This window comes from Rhizobium sp. LjRoot254, from assembly GCF_964254105.1.
Taxonomy (GTDB): Bacteria; Pseudomonadota; Alphaproteobacteria; order Rhizobiales; family Rhizobiaceae; genus Rhizobium_E.
Map to the genome: position 1 here is coordinate 2,364,275 of NZ_CAXUSM020000001.1, position 19,595 is coordinate 2,383,869.

The window sequence follows — 19,595 nt, forward strand, 5'->3', positions numbered from 1 at the left end:
ATATTGCGCCCGGGGAAACAATGTCACAAGGATATGAAAGTAAGCCGGAGCGAAACATGAAGTGGTATCAGGACCATCTCAAGACAGTCATTGTGGCGCTGGCGCTTTCGGCGATCGCCCTGCCGGCGGCCAGCGAGACCATCATCCGCAAATCGATCACCTATTTCTCGATCGGCGGCCGCACCGCGTCCGATCTCGACCGGGAGATGAGCCGTCGTGGACCTCTGTCGCAGACGAGCGGCCGCAGGCATCCCGGCGCCACGCAGATCAAGTTCAACGGCTCGGCGACTTTCATCGGCAAGGACGGCCGCTGCCATATCGGCGGCGCCAAGGTCTCGCTGTCGACCAAGCTCGTGCTGCCGCGCTGGTCCAACCGCCGCAAGGCGACCAAGGAAATGGCGCTTCTCTGGGACACTTTGGCATCCGATATCAAGCGCCACGAGGAACGGCATGCGGAGATTGCGCGCACCCATGCAAGGCAGCTGGAAAAGACCATACTTGGCTTGCCCATGACGCGCGACTGCCCGACGCTGAAGGCCAGGGTCAATCGCGTCTCACAGGAAGCCTTGCTCGCCCACGACAGGGATCAGCAGCGCTTTGACCGCATCGAGGCAGCCAATTTCGAGAATCGGATGATTCGACTGCTGCGCTACCGAGTAGCGACTCGGCCGGTGAATTGATCCGGCGACCCGGTATTTCCGGATGATTTGCGTGTTTTTAGCGCAACGGGCCGCCAACCTTGTGCCAAACCTGCGACCAATCCTGTGAATTGACCCTTTATATTCGCTCATTGCACTTGCGGTGTCGCTGAATTAGCGTTCTCATATCAATCGCGAGTAGCAGTTCGAGTGTTTCTTGGTTGTTTGGTTTGCTGTGGTTTCCCAAGGCGCATGTGAGTGGCTGCAGGTGTCTCCTCCCTCGCCTGTTGACGATGCGTCTCATTAGCCTCGCTCAAGAACAGAGCGAGGCTTTTTTTGACCGCAAGAACGCTTCAGGGCTAAATGGAATCTCTCCCTATCAGCCCTGCTTTTCAGGAATATGAACGGTCAGTCCCTCAAGGGCATCCGTCATTCTGATCTGACAGCTCAGCCGCGAGGTCGGCCGCACGTCATAAGCGAAATCCAGCATGTCCTCTTCCATCGGGTCGGGCTTGCCGGCCGTGTCAGCGAAAGCCTCGTCCACATAGACATGACAGGTCGCGCAGGCGCAGGCGCCGCCACATTCCGCCAGAATGCCGTTGATCGAATTGCGGATGGCGTTTTCCATGACCGTGGAGCCGGGGGCGGCGTCCAATTCGTGGCGCGTTCCGTCATTTTCAATGATGATGAGCTTGGGCATTATGACCTGAATTTCCGTTGGGGGAGGCTGGCGCATGTCGCGCAACAGCCTTTTCCAACAAAATCCATAGCGCGTCAACCGAAGGCAAGTATCGCCTTGAAGCGACGCAGAATGTCACGTCGCGGACGCGTGATGCGGGGCGAATTCGCCCCGCTGCCGGCCATCCTCAGGAGCGCGAAAGCGTGTTGATGAAGTTCTCGGCTTCCGTGATTGCATTGCCGAGCTGGATGATGCCGGCCGCATCACCCGCCCTGTTCTCCACCTTCTCGGCGGCCGAGGAGACGTTGAAGGCTCCGATGGCCAGCGCCGCACCCTTGAGCTTATGGGCGGCCTGGGTGACGATGTCTGCCTTGCCACAGGCCAGTTCATTCATGCAACTGCGCGCCTGGCGGGCGAAGGTGTGGAGAACCTCGAGTTCGAGGGCCTTGTCACCGGATGTCTGCTTGGCAAGATGAACGAGGTCGATCGGGCGATGCTGGGAAGGAGTGTAGCCCCGGTAGTTGTCGGGGGCTTCGAATGCGATACTCAACGCTGCCATTGTCTGGGTTTTCCCTGGTTATGTTTGTTTGTGGGACAGCCACTTTTCGAATAGACTGATCATCACATCCGCTAACGGAAAAATGCTTAATTGCGGCAATTTCACGGGCGGGAAACTGCACACGTGGTTAATACGTTTTAAATCGCTATTTTCATTGAGTTTTCAGACTTCACTTCATGGCACCAGCGTTAATTTTCTGTTAACCATCCTACCTTTGAAAACCCAAGTGATTGTATCAAAACGGCTTCTGTGCCACTAAGTTACGAGGTCTGGAGTGGCTTGCCTTGAGGCAGAGCACTTCTTTCCATGCGACAGTACGGCGTTTCATCGAATGGATCTATTGATGGATAAGCCCCCGTCGCGACGGATAAGCCGCCCCGGGGGAGCAGGCGCCGGTTCAACCGGTTCCCTTCGCGGCTCACAGAATGAATGAGGCGAACGGGAATGGCGACGAAGCGCGACAACGAAGCGGTAGAGGAAAACGCCTACAAGGCGCTTGAGGATGCCCTTGCCATCGACTTCCAGGACGACGGACGCAAGGGCGAGGCCCAGTCCGGCCGCAGCCCCGACGAGGCGCGGACTTCCCAGGAAGAAAACGCCCGGTCACTGGCACCCGAACAGGCGCCGAAGTCGCCGCAGCTCCGCGCCGCCAACGACCAGCGTTCCAATCTCCAACCGCAATTGCTGGGTGGAATGGACGCCTCCTCCAAATCCCCGATGCGCATGGCGGCCATCGCTTCCGTAATCTGGGTTCTGCTCGGCATTGGTGCCGCGCACCTGTTCTATGCGCCGGCTATTTGGGAAATCCGTTCGTTTCAGCAGCTAGCCGCCCTGCCCGGCGCATTCGGCGTGCTGGTTGCGACACTCTTTCCGATCGCGATCTTCTTCGCCTTTGCCAATATGATCGCCCGTGCACGGGAATTGCGCCAGGCCGCCCGTTCGATGGCCGAGGTCGCACTCAGGCTCGCCGAGCCCGAGAGTGCCGCGACCGATCGCATCATGAGCGTCGGCCAGGCGGTGCGCCGCCAGGTGACCGCCATGAACGAAGGCATCGAGCGCACCATTGCGCGTGCCTCCGAACTCGAGACGCTGGTTCATTCCGAGGTCAACGCGCTGGAGCGCAGTTATACGGACAATGAAATGCGGGTCCGCAACCTCGTGCAGGAGCTCGGCTCCGAGCGCGAGGCAATCGTCGGGCATGCCGAGCGGGTGCGCTCGTCGATTTCCGGCGCTCATGAACAGTTGAAGGAAGAGCTCGCGTCCGCGAGCCTCAACATCTCGCGCAATATCGCCACATCAGGCGAAGCCGTCGCGAAGATGATCGACACCCAAGCCGCGATCTTCATGGAGCGCTCGGGCATGGCGTCGAACTCGATCGAAAGCCTGCTTTCGGTCAAGACCGAGAACCTGCTGTCGGCATTGAGCGCCAGCGGCGTCGCCCTGTCGAACGACTTCGACAATCGCATCGACGCATTGTCCTCGACTCTGCGTGAGCGCGGCAAGGCACTTCTGTCCGATTTCGAGACCCGCGCCTCGCTGCTCGACGCCAACACCGACAAGCTGAACAATGCGCTGCAGGAGCGCACCAAGCAACTCAACGAGACGCTGATCGCGCGCACGAAGCAGATCAGCGAGTCCCTCACATCGGGCGGTCAGGCGATCACTTCGGGCCTCGATGATGTCCTGAACTCGCTGAATTCCGCGCTTGACGAGAAGGGTTCGACCTTCCGTCAGTCGATGCAGTCGGCTGCCGACGACGCGGTGATGGATCTTGATGTCCGTTCGAGCTTCTTTGAAGAGAAGCTGCGGTCCTCCGTCGAGGTGGTGTCCTCGGCTTTCGACGGCCGCCTCAACGAATTTGCCGCGGCCTTCGACCAGCGCTCGGGCACGCTCGACGCGAAGCTTTCCGAGAGCCTGGCACGGATCAACGACACGGTGGGCGGCGCGCGCGATGCGCTCGACAGTATCCTCGCCTCCTCGGTCGATCGCATGACGTCGTCCTTCGCCGGTCAGTCGATCGCGCTGGAGACCGCTCTCAGCACGGGCCAGGATATTATCGAGACGGCACTCGAAAGCCGGTTTGTGGCGATATCGGACGTCCTCGGCAAGGCGCACCAGCAGATCGAAGTGGGCTTCGGCGGCAAGGCCGACGATATGATCGCCAAGATCACCGACAGCGCCGAGGCGATCACTACGGCCGTCAATTCCGGCCACGAAAAGATCGCAAGCGTGCTCGACGACAAATCGGCCCGGATCGAGGCGGCTTTCAGCGACAATCATCAGCGGCTGGAAACGGCGGTCGCGCGCGGCACCGAACTCATCACCGGCAATGTCGAGGATGCCCGCACGCGGCTTGCCCGCACGCTTGGCGAAAATGCGATCACCATCGCGGCTACCTTTACCGAACATCAGGAAAAGCTGGACGAGAGCCTGCAGGCGCGCGCCGCAGCGGTATCCGAGCTCATCAACAGCGGTGCCACCAATCTGAAGCAGGTGACCGACGAGTCGACGCGCCGCATCGCCGACGTGCTCGCCACCACCGACAGCAATATGAGCGGCGCGGTGACCGCCGCCGCGGATCGGATCACATCGACCGTGCAGGCCGCCGCCGGCGAGATCGGCAGCCGTGCGACGGGCGCCAGCAACGACATCAGCGAAGCCCTGCTGACGGCCACGTCGGGGCTTTCCGCCTCTGTCGAGCTTGCCGCCGACGAGATCGCCAGCCGGGCGGCTTCGGCCAGCGACCGGATCAGCGAATCCGTCATGTCGGCGACATCGGGCGTCTCGATTTCCGTCGATATGGCCGGCACCGAGATCCTCGAAAAGGCGACGGAAGCCACCAACCGGATCAATGAATCAGTGGCCTTGGCGACATCGGGTTTTTCCATCTCCGTCGATCAGGTCGCCAACGAGATCACCGACAGGGCAGCGGCGGCCGGCGAAAGTATCACCGAATCCGTATTGTCCGCGACATCAGGCATTTCGGCCTCGCTTGATCTCGTGGCCAGCGAGATCGGCGAAAAGGCCGCGGAAGCCAGCAGAAGGATTGATCAATCCGTACTCTCGGCGACATCAGGACTTTCCGAGTCCGTTCTTCTGGCGGCGTCAGGACTCTCGACATCCGTGGAGCAGGTCGCCAATGAGATCAAAGTGCGGGCAACGGAGGCAAGTGGCAGTATCGGCGAATCCGTTTTGTCCGCCACATCCGGCATTTCGGCTTCGCTGGATCAGGTTACCAACGAAATCACCGCGCGGTCGGCGGAAGCCAGTGGCAGGATCAGTGAATCCGTATTGGCCGCCACGTCAGGCATTTCGTCTTCCCTTCATCAGGTCGCCAACGAAATCACTGAGAAGGCCGCCACGGCAAGCAGCGTGATCGACAATTCCGTTCTCTCCGCGACGACCGGGCTCGCTGCTTCGATCGGCCTTGCCGCGGAGGAAATCACCGGACGGGCGTCGTCCGCGACCGACCAGATCGCCGCCACCGTCGCGACGGTCACGGGCCAGCTTTCGACAGCGCTTGCCGCCACCAGCGGCGAGATCGCCCATGCCCTGTCGACGACGACACAGGAAATCGGCAGCGTCTTGGAGAACGGCAGTTCCGACCTCTCCTTCCAGCTCGCCAACACGCACGAACTGATCCGTTCAACGCTGGAAGACCGCACCAACGCGATCACCATCGCGCTCGACGAAGGCCGCAAGCAGATCGACGAGACGCTCGCCGACCAGGCGACGAATATCGGCACCTCGATCGCGATGGGCGCCAATATGCTCGAAATGTCCTTCGAGGAAGGCGAGCAGAAGCTGCGTGAGCATGTCGAGCGCAGCGCGAAATCAATCAATGACTCGGTCCAGAACGCCGCCGTCGGCATGACCGGCGTCATCGTCGAACACACCAACGCCCTCTCCGATGCCATGGCCAAGAGCGCCGAAGGCCTCGGCGAGAGCGCGATGAGCTTTGCCGAGAAGATCGAAGCCCGCGAGAAAAGTCTGCGCCAGGTGCTGGATGCCACCGCCGACACGGTAGATGGCCGGATGCAGGCTAGCGCACTGGCACTGGCGAGCAACACCAGGAAGCTCGAAACCACGCTGACCGAGCGCGAAATGGCGCTGGGCGAAGCAATCGAAAAAGCCGCCGTCCTGCTCGAAGAGAAGCTGATGGCGACATCCGGCGCGGTGCAGTCGCGGCTGGAGAACGACCACGAAGCATTGCGGATTGCGCTCGATCACTCGGCGCTGACGCTATCGGAACAGACGGGAAGCCTGATCTCGCAACTCGACGCCAGCCGCGAGGCGCTGCGCGACGTGATCGAGACCGGCGGCAGTGTTGCTAAGACAGGCATCGAACAGAGCACCATCGCGCTGAACCGGCAGGCCGAGACGCTCATCGCACAGATCGTTGCCAATCGCGAGGCGATCCGCCAGACGATCGAGGCGAGTGCTGAATCGCTCGACGAGCGCCTGCAGTCCGGTGCCGGCAACATGCTCAGCAATATCATGACGCTTGATATGAAGCTCGAGGAGCGCGAAATCGCCCTCAAGGAAGCCGTCGCCGAAAGTGCGACCAATCTCGACCAGATCATGCAGACGACGACTGCGGCGATTGCCGGACGCTTCGGCGACAGTGTCGGTGAGATCGCCCGCGCGGCCGACTCCTTCGGCACCCGGCTCGACAGCACGCTCGCCCAGATGGCCGAACGCTTCGACGCCACCGGCGGCAGGATCGAGTCGAGCATTACCCTCCTCGACACCGGTCTGCGCGACGACGCCGGCCGTTTCGCCGACAAGATCGACCTGGCAGGCCGCGAACTCTCCAGCCTCATCGACCAGCGCATCCAGGGCTTCGACAGCGCCACCGAAACCGCCGCGACCCTTATCGCCGAGACGTTCGACACGCGCACGGCGAAGATCGACGAGCGGCTCTCGACCATGGACAAGGCGCTCGGCATCGGCCTCGACAACGTGTCGAAGATGATCGACGGCAAGGCTTCGGGTCTCGCCACCGCGCTGCGCAGCGCGGTGATCGACGCGACCACCAACATGGACGAGACGGCGCAGCGCGCGATCGAGAACGTCGCCAGCAAGGGCCTCGAATATACCGACGAGATGGCCGCCCGCAGCGCCGGCTTCTCCAACAGTCTCGCGAGCCATTCCGAAGAATTCGCTCGGACGCTGGCCGAGCGGGCCGAGGAATTCGCAGGCAAGCTCAACAGCCATTCCGAAGGTTTTGCAAGCACCGCGACGAGCCGCTCGGAAGAGTTCGCCCGCGCAATGGCCGACCGCGCCGAAACACTTTCGGGACGTCTCACCGGCGATGCCGACGCATTTGCCTCGATGCTGGCCGAAACCAGCGCCAAGGTCACCACAGAAGCCGCCGCAGTCCAGCAGAGCCTTGACGCGACCGAAAAGGCGCTCGGCGCCCGCCACGAGACGATCCGTGCCACGCTCGACGACCGTACCCGCGAACTCAACTCGATGCTGGCGGCACGCTCCACGGAACTCGCACGCCTCATTGATGAGAAGGCGCAGCCGGCGATCGACAGCTTCGCCGATCTCGGCCGCGAAGCCGCCGAAAAAATCGGTGCTGCCGCACTCCAGGGCGCCGCACAACTCCGGTCGGAAAACTCCAACCTTGTCGCGGCGATTACCGCGCGTACAGAGGAAAGCGCGCGTGCGCTCAACTCGACCGAACAGACGCTCAAGGAAACCGTCACAGGACTGATCGGCGCACTCGACCAGAGCAACACGGGCATCCAGAAGCTGGTGGAGGACGCCACGTCGAACCTCGGCGCCGTCGACCAGAGCCTGAGCGCGGTTGCCGACCGCTTCGCGGAATCCACCAACAAGGTGTCGGATTCGATCCATGCCTCGACCCGCCTTCTTGAGGGCAAGGCCGACCGGCTGTCGTCGGTATCGGGCGATACGCTGCAGCAGATCGCCAACATTGTCGGCCGGTTCGACGACCATTCCAAGGTTCTGGGCCAGGCATCCGACCTGCTCGGTGCCGCACAGTCGAACCTCGTCACAACGCTCGAAGAGCGCGAGGACGCGCTGCAGTCGCTGGCCGTCGGGCTCGTGCATCGTTCCGAGGAGATCGAGAACACGATGCGGTCGCTCGCCGGACTGGTGGAGGCTGCATTCGACCGAGCTGAGAGCCGTTCGGGCCAGGTATCCTCCAACCTCAAGGGTTCGGTGCAGGCCTCGTTCGTCGACATCGGCAAGATCCTTGCCGACACAGAGAAGCGCGCATCCGACATTGCCGACAACATGAAGGCCGCCGTGACGGGTGCCGCGGAAGAGGCTTCCGCTGCCGTCGAAAGCACGCTCGGCCGGGCCAATGAACGCGCCGAGGACGTCGCCTCGCGGCTCCGGGCCAGCGTTTCGAACTCGCTCTCGGACGTCGATCGTCTGCTCGGCGAAACCGGCAAGCGCTCGATCTCCACCGCCAGCCAGATGCGCGATGCGCTGAAGGAAGCCGTGGAAGATGCGGTCAACCGCTTCACCGGCGCCACCGAGGAAATCCGCCGCACCGCCGGCGAAATCCGCAAGGAACTGAACGACACGCGCGCCGAACTCAAGCGCGGCGCCTTCGACCTTCCCGAGGAAGCCAAGGAGAGCGCTGCCCAGATGCGACGCGCCGTCGCCGAACAGGTCAAGGCGCTGCAGGAACTCTCCGGCATTATCGGCGTGTCGTCGGCCCATCTCGAAACCCCGCGCGGCCGGTCCGAACAGGTTCGCGACGACAATTTCGGACCGACCGCACTGCGTGAGCCGGAACCCGTCGTTCGCCGCCAGGCTGCCGCGGTTCAGCAGCCGGTGCAGACCGCGGTCGCCCCCCAGCCTGAGCCGGTCGAAACCTATCGAGCACCTGTCCAGGAGCCGGTCCGTCGGCCGGAGCCCGAGCAGCGTGCCCGCCAGGTAGAGCCGGAACAGACGATGGGCCGCCAGCCAGAGGCGGACCAGAGCCGCGCCGAGCCGACCGGACTGCGCGGCAGCCTCGGCATCGAACGCCAGCCCGTAGCCACGCCACCTACAACAACGCAGCCGGTGCGGGGCACCGAGCGCGCCCAGCCGGTCGAGCGCGCCTCTCGCCAGGAAGCCCCGCGCCTTTCCGAGGGACAGGGCTGGATCACCGACCTACTTCGCAACGCCTCGATGGGCGATGACGACGGTGAGGAAGAACCGCAACCGCGTCGCGCAACCACGAGCCAGGCCACGGTCCAGCAGCCCGAGGCCCGCAATCCGCGTCACGTCGTGGAATCGCTCAACTCGCTTTCGGTCGATATCGCCCGCGCGATCGATCACGACGCCTCGGTCGACCTCTGGCGCCGCTACCAGCGCGGCGAGCGCGACGTGTTCACTCGTCGTCTCTATACGCTCAAGGGCCAGCAGACCTTCGACGACATCAAGCGCAAATATGACAACGAAGCGGAATTCCGCGTCGCCGTCGATCGCTACATCAGCGATTTCGAGAAACTGCTCGCCGATGTCGCCCGCAACGATCGCGACCGGGTGCTGACCCAGTCCTATCTCACCTCGGATACGGGCAAGGTCTATACGATGCTCGCCCACGCAGCCGGGCGCTTCTCGTAAGGTAATCGGGCAGGCAAAGCTGTAAATCAATGAGCCCCGGACATTACAGTGTCCGGGGCTCGTGCGTTTATGCAGCTATCCCGCCTATTTCACGCGACGGCCGGCCGCCAGGCAATGACGCCTTCAGTCCGGGCACGCACTTCGGGCGTGGCGAGGCAGGTGGCGACGGCTTCATAGCCCGGCGCGCCGGGATAGGGTGCCACGCAGACAGGCGGGCTATGGTTTGCAGGGCAGAGGATAATGGCTTCGCCAGCGGTCACTGAGGCAAGATCGAGGATCGCGCTGGAACGGGTCATCAGGAACAACGGCTTTGCCTCGGCACCTCGACGCTTAAGATAGGCAGAAAGCGCTTCCTGCGTGGCAAGATCGAGCCCCTGCTCCACCATGTCGATGACGAGAACAGACTCTGCCTGGGTCTCCATTGAGACGAGAAGTGCCGTTAGCGCAGGCGAAACCGTCGCGCCGTCTTCGATGAGCCAAGCTACGATCCGGCTGACGCGCGTGTTCAACCCCGGGTCGGCCTCAAGCAGACGCACGGCCTCGCGGCCGCCGTTATCCAGCCTGTCCAAGCCAATGAACGCTGCATCGGGCAATGCGGCTGCAATCGCCTGCGCCAGCCGGGTCTTGCCACTGCCCAAGGGGCCGATAATGTAATTGAGCGGGCGGATGTCGGAGAGTTCAAACCTTTCGCCGCCCCACGGCCACGGAAGATCGAACGCAGCGACGATTTCGGCCTCTGGACGGATAAGCCGCGTGAGGTCTGCGACGGAGGGAAGGCGGCCGGCAGCGATATCCATCCGGATGGCGCGCACTCTTTCGACGGTATCAGCTGCTTGCCTGATCTGCCCTTCGAGCCTTTCCTGATGCGCAGCCAATGCTGATTCTAGGCAATCGTGGTCGCCTCTCAGGACGCGCGCCACCTGGGCAAGGCTCAGGCCAAGACCCCGGAGCGCGACAATCGCGGCGGCACGTGCCATCTCCTCGGGACCGTAGACCCGCCAGCCCGCTTCCGTGCGCTTGGGCGCGAGCATGCCGCGCTGCTCATAAAGACGCAGCGCCTTGGCGGAGACTCCGAGGCGCGCGGCCGCTTCGGATGCATTCAGGAATTGGGCGGAACGGTTCACGACTCACCTCTTGTCTTGTTGACCGTCCCGCTTATGGGATCGGTCCCAGGGGCAAGGTCAACAGGCCGACGGCGTAAACTGATAAGATGGCGTAGAATTGCGGAGGTGCGCCGCCTTCAAATCTGCTTCAAAGTCCAGATAACGATCTCGCTAGTGACCTGCGCGAAGGCAGCATCCAGCGCCGCGACATAAGAGCGATTATCCGATCCGCTGACAGGCACCGTTGCACTGAACACCTTTTGCGACCTCACCGTGCCGTTGCGGTCATTGAGCAGCTTTGCGGAGATTTCGATGTTGGCCTGAGTGGCACCATTGGTTTCGACCTGGAAGGCACGGATATCGGTGACGATCTGGAAGTCGATCGCCAGCCCCTCGCCCGGCTTGCCGACGCCGCGGAGGCGGCCCGTATTCTCGAAAGCCTCGACCAGCTTGGCCTGCACCATCTTCGGCAGGCGGTCGCTCCAGCGGGCCTTGGCGAGATACTGGATCTCGACGCCCGAGATGCGGATGACGACCTGTTCGGAATCGAGTGCCTTGAGCGCCGTCGGCTCGGGGATCAGGATCTGGCGGTTCTTGGCGGAAGGCCCCGTGACTTCGGGCACCGCGGAAAGCGAGAACGTATCCTTGTCGGCGCTGCCGCCAAGGCAGCCGGACAGCGACATGGCAGACGTGGCCAGCACCAGGGCCGTCGCCAGGCGTTGCATGCCGCTCATCGAAATACCCAAGGCAAGCCCCCTCAACGCCGCACCCGACCCTTATATTCCTTGACTTCCTCGCCACCGAAAATCAAGCGCTGCGGGTCCTGATCGAGCCGCGATACAGCGTTGTTCAGGGTTTGCATCGTCCGCCTTGTATCATCGACCAGCGCCTCTACATTCTTGAGGCCGGAACCGGTGAATTTCTGCAGGTTGTCCGCAATGGGTCCGATCCTGGAATTCAGCGTGTCGGCGACCTGCTTGAAGGACTTCAGCGTTTCGCGCGCTTCGGCGAACAGCGATTTGGAATCACCCTCGCCCAGGAAGCCGTCGAGCTTGACCAGGATGCCGTCAACCCGGCTGGACGCCTTGTTTATCTTCTCGGCGGTCTGGGTGACGTTGGTGATCGTCTTGTCGATGTCCTCCCGTCGCTTGTCGATGTCCCCGGAAATGCCCTTGAAGTTGGCGATCGCAATGCGCGCGTCGGCCACCGCGACGCGGATGTCGTCCAGCGAAGCGCCGACCTCCTTCGGGTCGATCTCCGCCATCAGTTTGTCGACATTGTCGAGCGTCTTCGAGGCCTTCTGGCCGACAACCCGGTAAGTATCGGCCGTTTCCTTGAAGCTCTTGACGGTAGACGCCATGTCGCCGGAGGCGAGAGCCAGGTCGCCGCTGACCTTTTCGGCGTTCTTCAGGATGTTGTCGACCTTCTTCGGATCGATCGCCTTGACGAGATTGTCCACCGAGGCCAGTGTCGAATCGAGCCGCCCCGAGAGGTTCTTGATCGTGCCGGATAGTTCGCTCACGCTCTTGAGAAATTTGTCGATGCCAGGCGCATTATCGCGTAGCGCGCTGGAAAAGGTCTCTGCATTGGCGATCGTCTTGGAGAGCGGCGCGCGGTTTTGCCTGACGAAACCAGTGATCTCATCGATCGCGTCTTCCGTTTTCTTCATGATTTCGCTGGCGGAGGAGACGAGATTGGTCAGCCCTGACTGCGCGGCAAAGATCGTTGCTTCGGCGCCGCCCTCCGCCTGGGTGACGAGCAGCTTTTCCTTGGATGTATCGCCGCCGGAAAGCTCGATGTAGGCCGCGCCGGTCAGACCCTGGAGTTCGACCACCGCACGGGTGCCGGGGTAAATTGGTGCGGTCGGCAGCACTTCGGTGACGGCCACCGAATATCGGGGATCCTTGTCATCGAAAGTCAGCTGGCGGATCGAGCCGATCGGAATACCGTTGAAGCGCACGGGCGAGCCGATGCTGAGGCCGTTTGCCGAGCCCTCGATCACGATCTTCAGCGGCTCCATCCTGCCTTCACGGCCATAGGCCTGCATCCAGTAAACAAAGCCGAATGCAGCCAGTACGACGAGCACTGTAAAGAAGCCGACGATCGCGTAATTGGCCCTTGTTTCCATGGATTAATGTGTCTCTTGTCCGGCCTATACTCTGGTTGGCTTCGTCGTGTCGTGCTTCGGTATTGAACGGGCGCGCTTGCCTTGAAAATAGGACTGTACCCATTCATCCTGGCAATCAAGCATGTCCTCTATTGTTCCGGCGACCAATACACGTTTTTGTCCGAGAACGGCAATCCGGTCACACACGGAAAACAGGCTGTCGAGATCGTGGGTGACCATGTAGACGGTCAGCCCCAGCGTGTCGCGTAGCTTGGCGATGAGTTCGTCGAATTCGGCGGCACCGATGGGGTCGAGGCCCGATGTCGGCTCGTCGAGGAAGACCAGCGCCGGATCGAGTGCCAGCGCGCGCGCGAGCGCAGCGCGCTTGATCATGCCGCCCGAGAGTTCCGACGGGTATTTGTCGGCCGCTTCCGGCGCCAGGCCCACCAGTTCGATCTTCAGCTTGGCAAGCTCGTCCATCAGCGACTGGGGCATATCGAGGTATTCCCGCATCGGGAACTGGATGTTCTCCTTCACGGTGAGCGCCGAAAACAGCGCGCCGTGCTGGAAAAGCACGCCCATCTTCATGTCGAGTTCGAAGCGCTCGTTGTCGGGCAGGCTACCATAGTCGGCGCCGAGGACGCGGATCTCACCGGCTCGCCTCGGTATCAGCCTGAGGATCGATCGCATCAGCACGGACTTGCCTACGCCCGAGGCACCGACGAAGCCGAGGATCTCGCCGCGGTAGATGTCGAGATCGAGATTGTCGAGCACGACATGGCTGCCGAAGCCGACCGTGATGCCGCGCACCGAGAGGACCACCTCGCGCTCTTTTGTGTCCGCCGTTTGTTTGGTCTCCAGGATCAAGCGGTCCGCCTCAAAAATCGATCGCCGCGTAGAACATGGCAAACAGCCCGTCCACGAGGATGACGACGAAGATGGCCTTGACCACCGATGCAGTGACATGCTGGCCGAGCGACTCGGCGCTGCCGCCGACTTTCAATCCTTCCACGGATGCCACGACGCCGATGATCACTGCCATGAAGGGCGCCTTCAGGATGCCTGAAATCACCGTCGACAGGTCGATGGCGCCCTGGAGGCGAGAGAGAAACACCGGATAGGTCACGCCGGAATAGAAATTCGCGACGACCGCGGCGCCGCTCAGGGCCGCAAAATTAGCGATGACCGTCAACAGCGGCAGTGCGATTGCGAGTGCGAGCAGGCGCGGGAAGATCAGCACGCCCACCGGATTGAGGCCCATGACTTGCAGCGCGTCGATCTCCTCGCGCATCTTCATCGAGCCGATTTCGGCGGTAATCGCGCTGCCGGAGCGGCCGGCAACCATGATCGCCGTCAGCAGCACGCCAATTTCGCGCAGTTGGAGGATGCCGACAAGATCGACGACGAAGACTTCCGCGCCGAAATAGCGAAGCTGAAAGGCGCCCTGCTGGGCGATGATCGCGCCGATAAGGAACGACATCAGCGCGATGATCGGCACGGCATTGACCGCCATTTGCTCGAGCTGTGTGAAGACCGCCGCCGGCGACAGGCCGCTGCCCCGGCCGAGCTTGAGCTGCGCACCACGAACGGCCGAGCCGATGATGTTAAAGGCCTGGACGGCGTCGTCGGCGAGGTTCATGACTTGCTCGCCGACTGGAGAGAAAGTCCGGTCGAACAGCGTCCGCTTGCCGTCCTCGTCCGCAGCCACCGGCAGTTCCTCGGGCAGCGCAGAAATCAGGTCCATCATCTCCTGATGGCCGCCCGCGACCTTTACGTCCCTGGAACTGCGTCCGAGTGCCGTGGCAAGCCGCCGGATCAACCAGGCGCCACCGGTATCGAGGCTTTCGATCCCGGTCAGATCAAGACGGACGGGACCGGAAAATCCGCGCTTCTCAATGTCCTTGAGTTGACTGTCGACCGCAGCGATGGTCGCGTTCAGCCACGCGCCGTAGAGCCGCAGGTTCGCGCCCTCCGCCGGATAATCGACCTCGAGTCCGGCCCTGAGCGCCGTCTCAGCCATTAGCATCCTCTACGCGTTCACATTCAGCGCCGGCGATCAAACTGTTTTACTGTGCTAAAACAAGACGATTCGACTGGCTGGATGGCATCTGGCATCATTCCGGCCGAGGGTTCAAGATAAAGCAGTGGAAGAAGCATCGATCTGGGAGCATTGGCCGTGACGCGTCACCTCGAAACAACAATCCTGACCTACCCGATATCAGGTGTCTTCACCATTTCAAGGGGATCGCGGACCGAGGCGCAGGTCATCGTCTGTACGATCTCGGACCGGGGCGTGACCGGCCGGGGCGAGTGTGTGCCCTACAGGCGCTACGGAGAAACGCTCGCCAGCGTGGAAGAGGAAATCCTGGCGCAGCGCGATTTTATCTCCGATGGCGGCAGTCGCCATGAACTGGTCAAGCGCATGAAGCCGGGCGCGGCGCGCAACGCCATCGACTGTGCCTTCTGGGATCTTGAATCCAAGCTCGCTGGTGTGCCGGTGGCGCGCGCGCTTGGACTGGACGCACCCAAGGCACTGACGACCGCTTATACGATTTCGCTCGGCGAGCCCGAGGTCATGGCCGAGAGCGCCGCCAAGCACGCGAACCGGGCGCTGCTCAAGATCAAGCTCGGAACGACTGACGACGAGAGCCGGATCAAGGCAGTCCGCGCGGCGGCGCCGAATTGCAGGCTCATTCTCGATGCCAATGAAGGTTGGACATCCGAGAATATCGAGCACTATCTCAAAGTGTCGGCCGATTGCGGCGTAGACCTGATTGAACAGCCCTTGCCCGCAGGTAACGATGCGATCCTCGGTCGCATCCGCCACCATGTTCCGCTCTGCGCCGACGAAAGCGCTCATGAGACCGCTGATCTCGAACATCTCCGGGGCAAGTATGACGCGGTCAATATCAAGCTCGACAAGTCAGGTGGACTGACCGAAGCTGTGGTGATGAAGCGCGAGGCCGAGCGACTCGGCTTCTCGATCATGATCGGCTGCATGGTCGGGTCGTCGCTCGCCATGGCACCGGCGGTGCTGCTGGCGCAGGATGCGGCCTTTGTCGATCTCGATGGTCCGCTGCTGCTCGCCAGGGATTGCGAGCCGCCGCTGAAGTATGAGGCTTCGCTCGTCTATCCGCCCGAGCGCGCGCTCTGGGGCTGAAGCACCATGGCCGCGACGACGAAGCCGACTCCGGCGACGGCCACAATCGTCATGGCATGAAAACCCTCGACACCGTAGGCCTGGAAGATGAAGCCCGACGACCAGGCCGTCAGGACGTTGAAGAGACAGACGAAGAATTGATAGAAACCTTGCGCCGATGCGCCGCGCTCGTCGCCCACCCTTGCCATCATGAAGCGCTGGATGCCGACATGGATGATGGCGAAGGTAAAGGCATGCATGCTCTGTAGTGCCAAATGCGGCCAGAAGCCGTGGATCATCGGAAACAGGCTCCAGCGAGCGACGGCGGCCACCGAACCGAACAGGATCAGCGACCAGATGCTGAAGCGCGCGAGATAACGCCCCGATATGAAGAACAGCAGGATTTCCGCCACCACGCCGGCCGTCCAGAGAAAGCTGATCTGCATCCCCGATATGCCCTGCGTAGTCCAGTAGTTGGTGGCGAAGCCGAACAGCATGCCGTGACTGCCCTGTACCAGCCCAGCGCCGATGATGACGAGCAGGAAATCGAGACGCCAGAACGGGCTTTTGTTGCCCAGGGTGCTCGCCGTCTGGTCGGCGGCGACGGGCATCGGCCGGCCGAGGCGCGGCGCGGACGCTGCGACCAGGATGGTGAGGACAAAGAAGAATGCCATCGAGGGCAGGACCATGGAACCGCCATAGAGATCCAGCAGCCAGCCGCCGGCCAGTGTCGAGAACACAAATGCGATCGAGCCCCACATGCGGAGATAGCCGTAGTCGAAAGCCCAGCGCCGCACGCCGGTGACCAGGATCGCCTCGGCGATCGGCACATAGGGCGAATAAAACAGACTCTGGATGCCATAGAAGAACACGACCGGCCAGAAGGAATGGGTGAAGAACATCATCACCGTGGTGATGAAGGACACGACCGCCGACCAGATGAGGATGACCGCCCGGTCGCTGACGCGATCGGCAAGGAAGGCACCCAGGGGCATGCCGATCATGCGGACGAGAAAGGGGATCGAGACGATGATGCCGATCTCGATATCCGACATCTTGAGGTCTTCGAGATAGACCGGGAAATACAACAGCCCAATGCCGTTGACCATCATCGGCGCACAGAACAGCAGTGCCGCCCGCCACGCAAAAAGGCGCGGTGCGTCAGCACGCGAGAGGGCATTCGTCGATTGCAGCATTTCAGTGCCTGGAACTTCCCGGACTGTCCCCATGCACGTCGCATCGGGATGAGAGACTCGGCGAATGGCTTCACCCGCCCGGTGAATCACCGCTACCACTTGGAGGCACGTACGCCAAGGACATCGCTACACGCATTTGCGGATAGTGTCCGGGCCATGCAATCATGCAACATCAGGGTCTCGATGAAAGTGTGTGCATGTCGGTAATCTACCTGCTGGTGAAAATCACAGCCGGGCTCGCGGTGGTGGCCTATCTGGCCATCGGCCTGCTTCTCTATGTCAATCAGGCGCGGTTCCTGTTTCCCGGCGCCTATATGCCCTTTCCGACTGAACTCGATGGCTTCGCCTCGGCGGCCGGCCTGGAAACGCGGAAAATCACGGCCAGCGACGGCGCCGAGCTTTTCCTGCTCCTGCACGCTCCGCAGCCGGGAAAACCCATCGTCATCACCTTCCACGGCAATGGCAGCTATCCCGAGAGTTACAGCTTTCTCTATGCCGGCTGGATCGCATCGGGCTACGGCGTCGTTGCGCCGGCGGCACGTGGTTATCCGCGATCATCGGGCACCGCCGACGGCGAAATGATGCAGCAGGACGCATTGGCGGTCCATGACTGGGCGGTAAATGCCTATCCGGGCCATAACGTCATCGTCTTCGGACAATCACTTGGTACCTCGCCGGCGATCCGGATCGCTGCACGTCGCAAGGTGGCCGGCGCGGTGCTGGTTTCGCCATTCAAGTCCATGCTGTCGCTGGTGCAGGAAAAGATGCCCTATCTGCCGATCTCGCTGCTGCTCAAATCGCCCTTCCGGACCGATCTGGATATCGGCGCGGTGACAGTGCCGATCATCGTGTTCCATGGTGATCGCGACACGCTGGTGCCGATCGCATCGGCGAAGGACCTAGCGGCCGTCGCCAAGACCGATGTCCGTTTCGAGGTGATCGCGGGCGCCGGTCATAACGACGGACTGTTCTCTCCCGACATGGTCGAAAGGATTGCCGAGTTTATTGAAGCGACATCGAATGCATCGCGCTAAAATTGTACTCGACATCACCAATATTCAGTTTTCCTTCTCTAAGAAAAATACAAAAATTCAACGATTTCTGTCGTAGAAAATCATATTATTTGAATTTTATCGATTAGATTTTTCTGGACCTGCGCATTCCATATTGATTTTCATCCAAATCTTGCACTTTGTTCGCCCCGGGATCGATCACGGTCCCGCCTTGATTTCTTCCGGCTTCATTCACGCATATACAACCAGTGGATAGGCAAAATTCCTCGCCGTGGGAGGCATATGTGAATAATATTTATACCGGTCCGGTCTTCGAAATGGCCCGGAGCCAGTTCAACAGCGTCGCCGATTATCTGCAGATTCCAGACGCCAGCGCGACCGCCTGCTCTATCCAAAACGCGCCATCACCATCTCCGTGCCGATCAACATGGACAATGGCGAGATGGCCGTGTTCCAGGGCTACCGGGTACAGCATCACCTGACGCTCGGGCCGACCAAAGGCGGCACACGATTTGCTCCGAATGTCGATATCGGCGAAGTCTCGGCGCTGGCGATCTGGATGAGCTGGAAATGCGCGCTGGCCGGCCTGCTTTATGGCGGCGCCAAGGGCGGCATCACGGTCGACGTCAACAGCCTGTCGCGCCGCGAACTCGAGGCGCTCTCGCGCCGCTACATGCAGGAAATGATCCCCTTCGTCGGTCCGCATATCGACGTCATGGCGCCTGATATGGGCACCAACGAACAGGTCATGGCGTGGTTCATGGACACCTATTCCATGTATCAGGGACGCACCGTCAACGAGATCGTCACCGGCAAGCCCGTCTCTTCGGGCGGCACCGAAGGCCGGCGCGAGGCGACGGGCCTGGGCGTCGCACATCTCATCTTCCGGTCGATGGAGCGCTTGCAGCTCAAGCTCTCGGATTCGACGGCCGTCATCCAGGGCTTCGGCAATGTCGGCTCGTTCGCGGCCATTGAGCTTGCGCGACAGGGCGTCAAGATCATCGGCGCCTCGGACCACACGTCGTGCTATTTCGACAAGCGCGGTCTCGATGTGAACGCGATGGTGGAATACGCGGCCAGAAACGGCTCGCTGAAAGGTTTCTCGACCGAGCTTGCCTTCGACCCGGCCCAGCTTCTCGTGCAGCCCTGTGACATCCTCGTGCCGGCTGCCATCGAGAGGGTGATCGATGCCGATGTGGCGGCGAAGCTCAAATGCCGCATTCTCGCCGAGGCCGCCAACGGCCCGACGACGCCAGATGCGGACTCGGTGCTCGACCAGCGACGCCAGGAGATCTTCGTGATCCCCGACATCCTGTGCAATTCCGGCGGCGTGATCGTGTCCTATTTCGAGTGGGTGCAGGATCTGCAGCAGCTGTTCTGGGGCAAGTCTGAGGTGCTCACCCGCCTCCGGGGCCTGCTCGACGACGCGTTCAGCCGTGTCATGGAACGGGTCGAGAAGGACGATATCTCGCACCGGACGGCAGCGATGGCGATCGGCGTCGATAAGGTGGCCAAGGCCAAGGCGACGCGCGGCCTGTTCCCCTGATCATATCACGGGCGGGCTGGAT

General features: G+C 61.6%; 12 protein-coding genes and 1 pseudogene. 5 read left to right on the top strand and 8 right to left on the bottom strand.

The annotated features are described in order from the left end of the window. Window positions 1–56 precede the first annotated feature (56 nt). A complete protein-coding gene (locus ACSQ26_RS11665) occupies window positions 57–680 on the top strand; it encodes a DUF922 domain-containing Zn-dependent protease (protein ID WP_436008891.1) in 624 nt (207 codons plus the stop codon). A 337-nt stretch (window positions 681–1,017) separates the two neighbouring features. On the opposite strand, the gene ACSQ26_RS11670 is transcribed toward ACSQ26_RS11665, so the two are convergent. Beyond that, complete coding sequence (locus ACSQ26_RS11670) at window positions 1,018–1,338, bottom strand: 2Fe-2S iron-sulfur cluster-binding protein (RefSeq protein ID WP_436015222.1); 321 nt, start codon at window positions 1,336–1,338, stop codon at window positions 1,018–1,020. A gap of 166 nt (window positions 1,339–1,504) precedes the next feature. Continuing rightward, the gene (locus ACSQ26_RS11675; RefSeq protein WP_436008893.1) at window positions 1,505–1,876 is read right to left on the bottom strand and encodes an Hpt domain-containing protein; all 372 of its coding nucleotides are present in this window, start codon (window positions 1,874–1,876) and stop codon (window positions 1,505–1,507) included. 444 nt (window positions 1,877–2,320) lie between these two features. Here ACSQ26_RS11675 and ACSQ26_RS11680 point away from each other — a divergent pair, with 444 nt between their 5' ends. After that, the gene (locus ACSQ26_RS11680; RefSeq protein ID WP_436008895.1) at window positions 2,321–9,469 is read left to right on the top strand and encodes a hypothetical protein; all 7,149 of its coding nucleotides are present in this window, start codon (window positions 2,321–2,323) and stop codon (window positions 9,467–9,469) included. Window positions 9,470–9,558: 89 nt separating this feature from the next. Here the strand turns inward: ACSQ26_RS11680 and ACSQ26_RS11685 are convergent, their stop codons facing one another. From ACSQ26_RS11685 to ACSQ26_RS11705, 5 genes are all read right to left on the bottom strand, one after another. Next, window positions 9,559–10,593: a MerR family transcriptional regulator gene (locus ACSQ26_RS11685; RefSeq protein ID WP_436008897.1), complete on the bottom strand. Its 1,035-nt coding sequence runs from the start codon at window positions 10,591–10,593 to the stop codon at window positions 9,559–9,561. A gap of 116 nt (window positions 10,594–10,709) precedes the next feature. After that, the gene (locus ACSQ26_RS11690) at window positions 10,710–11,306 is read right to left on the bottom strand and encodes an ABC-type transport auxiliary lipoprotein family protein (RefSeq protein ID WP_436008899.1); all 597 of its coding nucleotides are present in this window, start codon (window positions 11,304–11,306) and stop codon (window positions 10,710–10,712) included. Window positions 11,307–11,329: 23 nt separating this feature from the next. Further along, entirely contained in the window at window positions 11,330–12,700 is a 1,371-nt protein-coding gene (locus tag ACSQ26_RS11695) for an MlaD family protein (protein WP_436008901.1), read from the bottom strand. 24 nt (window positions 12,701–12,724) lie between these two features. Next, the gene (locus tag ACSQ26_RS11700) at window positions 12,725–13,540 is read right to left on the bottom strand and encodes an ABC transporter ATP-binding protein (RefSeq protein WP_436015224.1); all 816 of its coding nucleotides are present in this window, start codon (window positions 13,538–13,540) and stop codon (window positions 12,725–12,727) included. Window positions 13,541–13,556: 16 nt separating this feature from the next. Then, window positions 13,557–14,699, bottom strand: a complete 1,143-nt coding sequence (locus ACSQ26_RS11705; protein ID WP_436008903.1) for an ABC transporter permease — start codon at window positions 14,697–14,699, stop codon at window positions 13,557–13,559. Window positions 14,700–14,855: 156 nt separating this feature from the next. Here ACSQ26_RS11705 and dgcA point away from each other — a divergent pair, with 156 nt between their 5' ends. Continuing rightward, window positions 14,856–15,839, top strand: a complete 984-nt coding sequence (gene dgcA, locus ACSQ26_RS11710) for an N-acetyl-D-Glu racemase DgcA (protein ID WP_436008905.1) — start codon at window positions 14,856–14,858, stop codon at window positions 15,837–15,839. Here the strand turns inward: dgcA and ACSQ26_RS11715 are convergent. After that, a complete protein-coding gene (locus ACSQ26_RS11715) occupies window positions 15,809–17,014 on the bottom strand; it encodes an MFS transporter (RefSeq protein ID WP_436008907.1) in 1,206 nt (401 codons plus the stop codon). The two genes, dgcA and ACSQ26_RS11715, sit on opposite strands and share 31 nt — an antisense overlap. 197 nt (window positions 17,015–17,211) lie before the next feature. Between ACSQ26_RS11715 and ACSQ26_RS11720 the strand changes: the two genes are divergently transcribed. Together ACSQ26_RS11720 and ACSQ26_RS11725 are read left to right on the top strand one after the other, a co-directional pair. After that, window positions 17,212–18,048: an alpha/beta hydrolase gene (locus tag ACSQ26_RS11720; RefSeq protein WP_436008909.1), complete on the top strand. Its 837-nt coding sequence runs from the start codon at window positions 17,212–17,214 to the stop codon at window positions 18,046–18,048. Window positions 18,049–18,344: 296 nt separating this feature from the next. Further along, window positions 18,345–19,573, top strand: a pseudogene (locus ACSQ26_RS11725) (Glu/Leu/Phe/Val family dehydrogenase). Window positions 19,574–19,595: the final 22 nt, after the last annotated feature.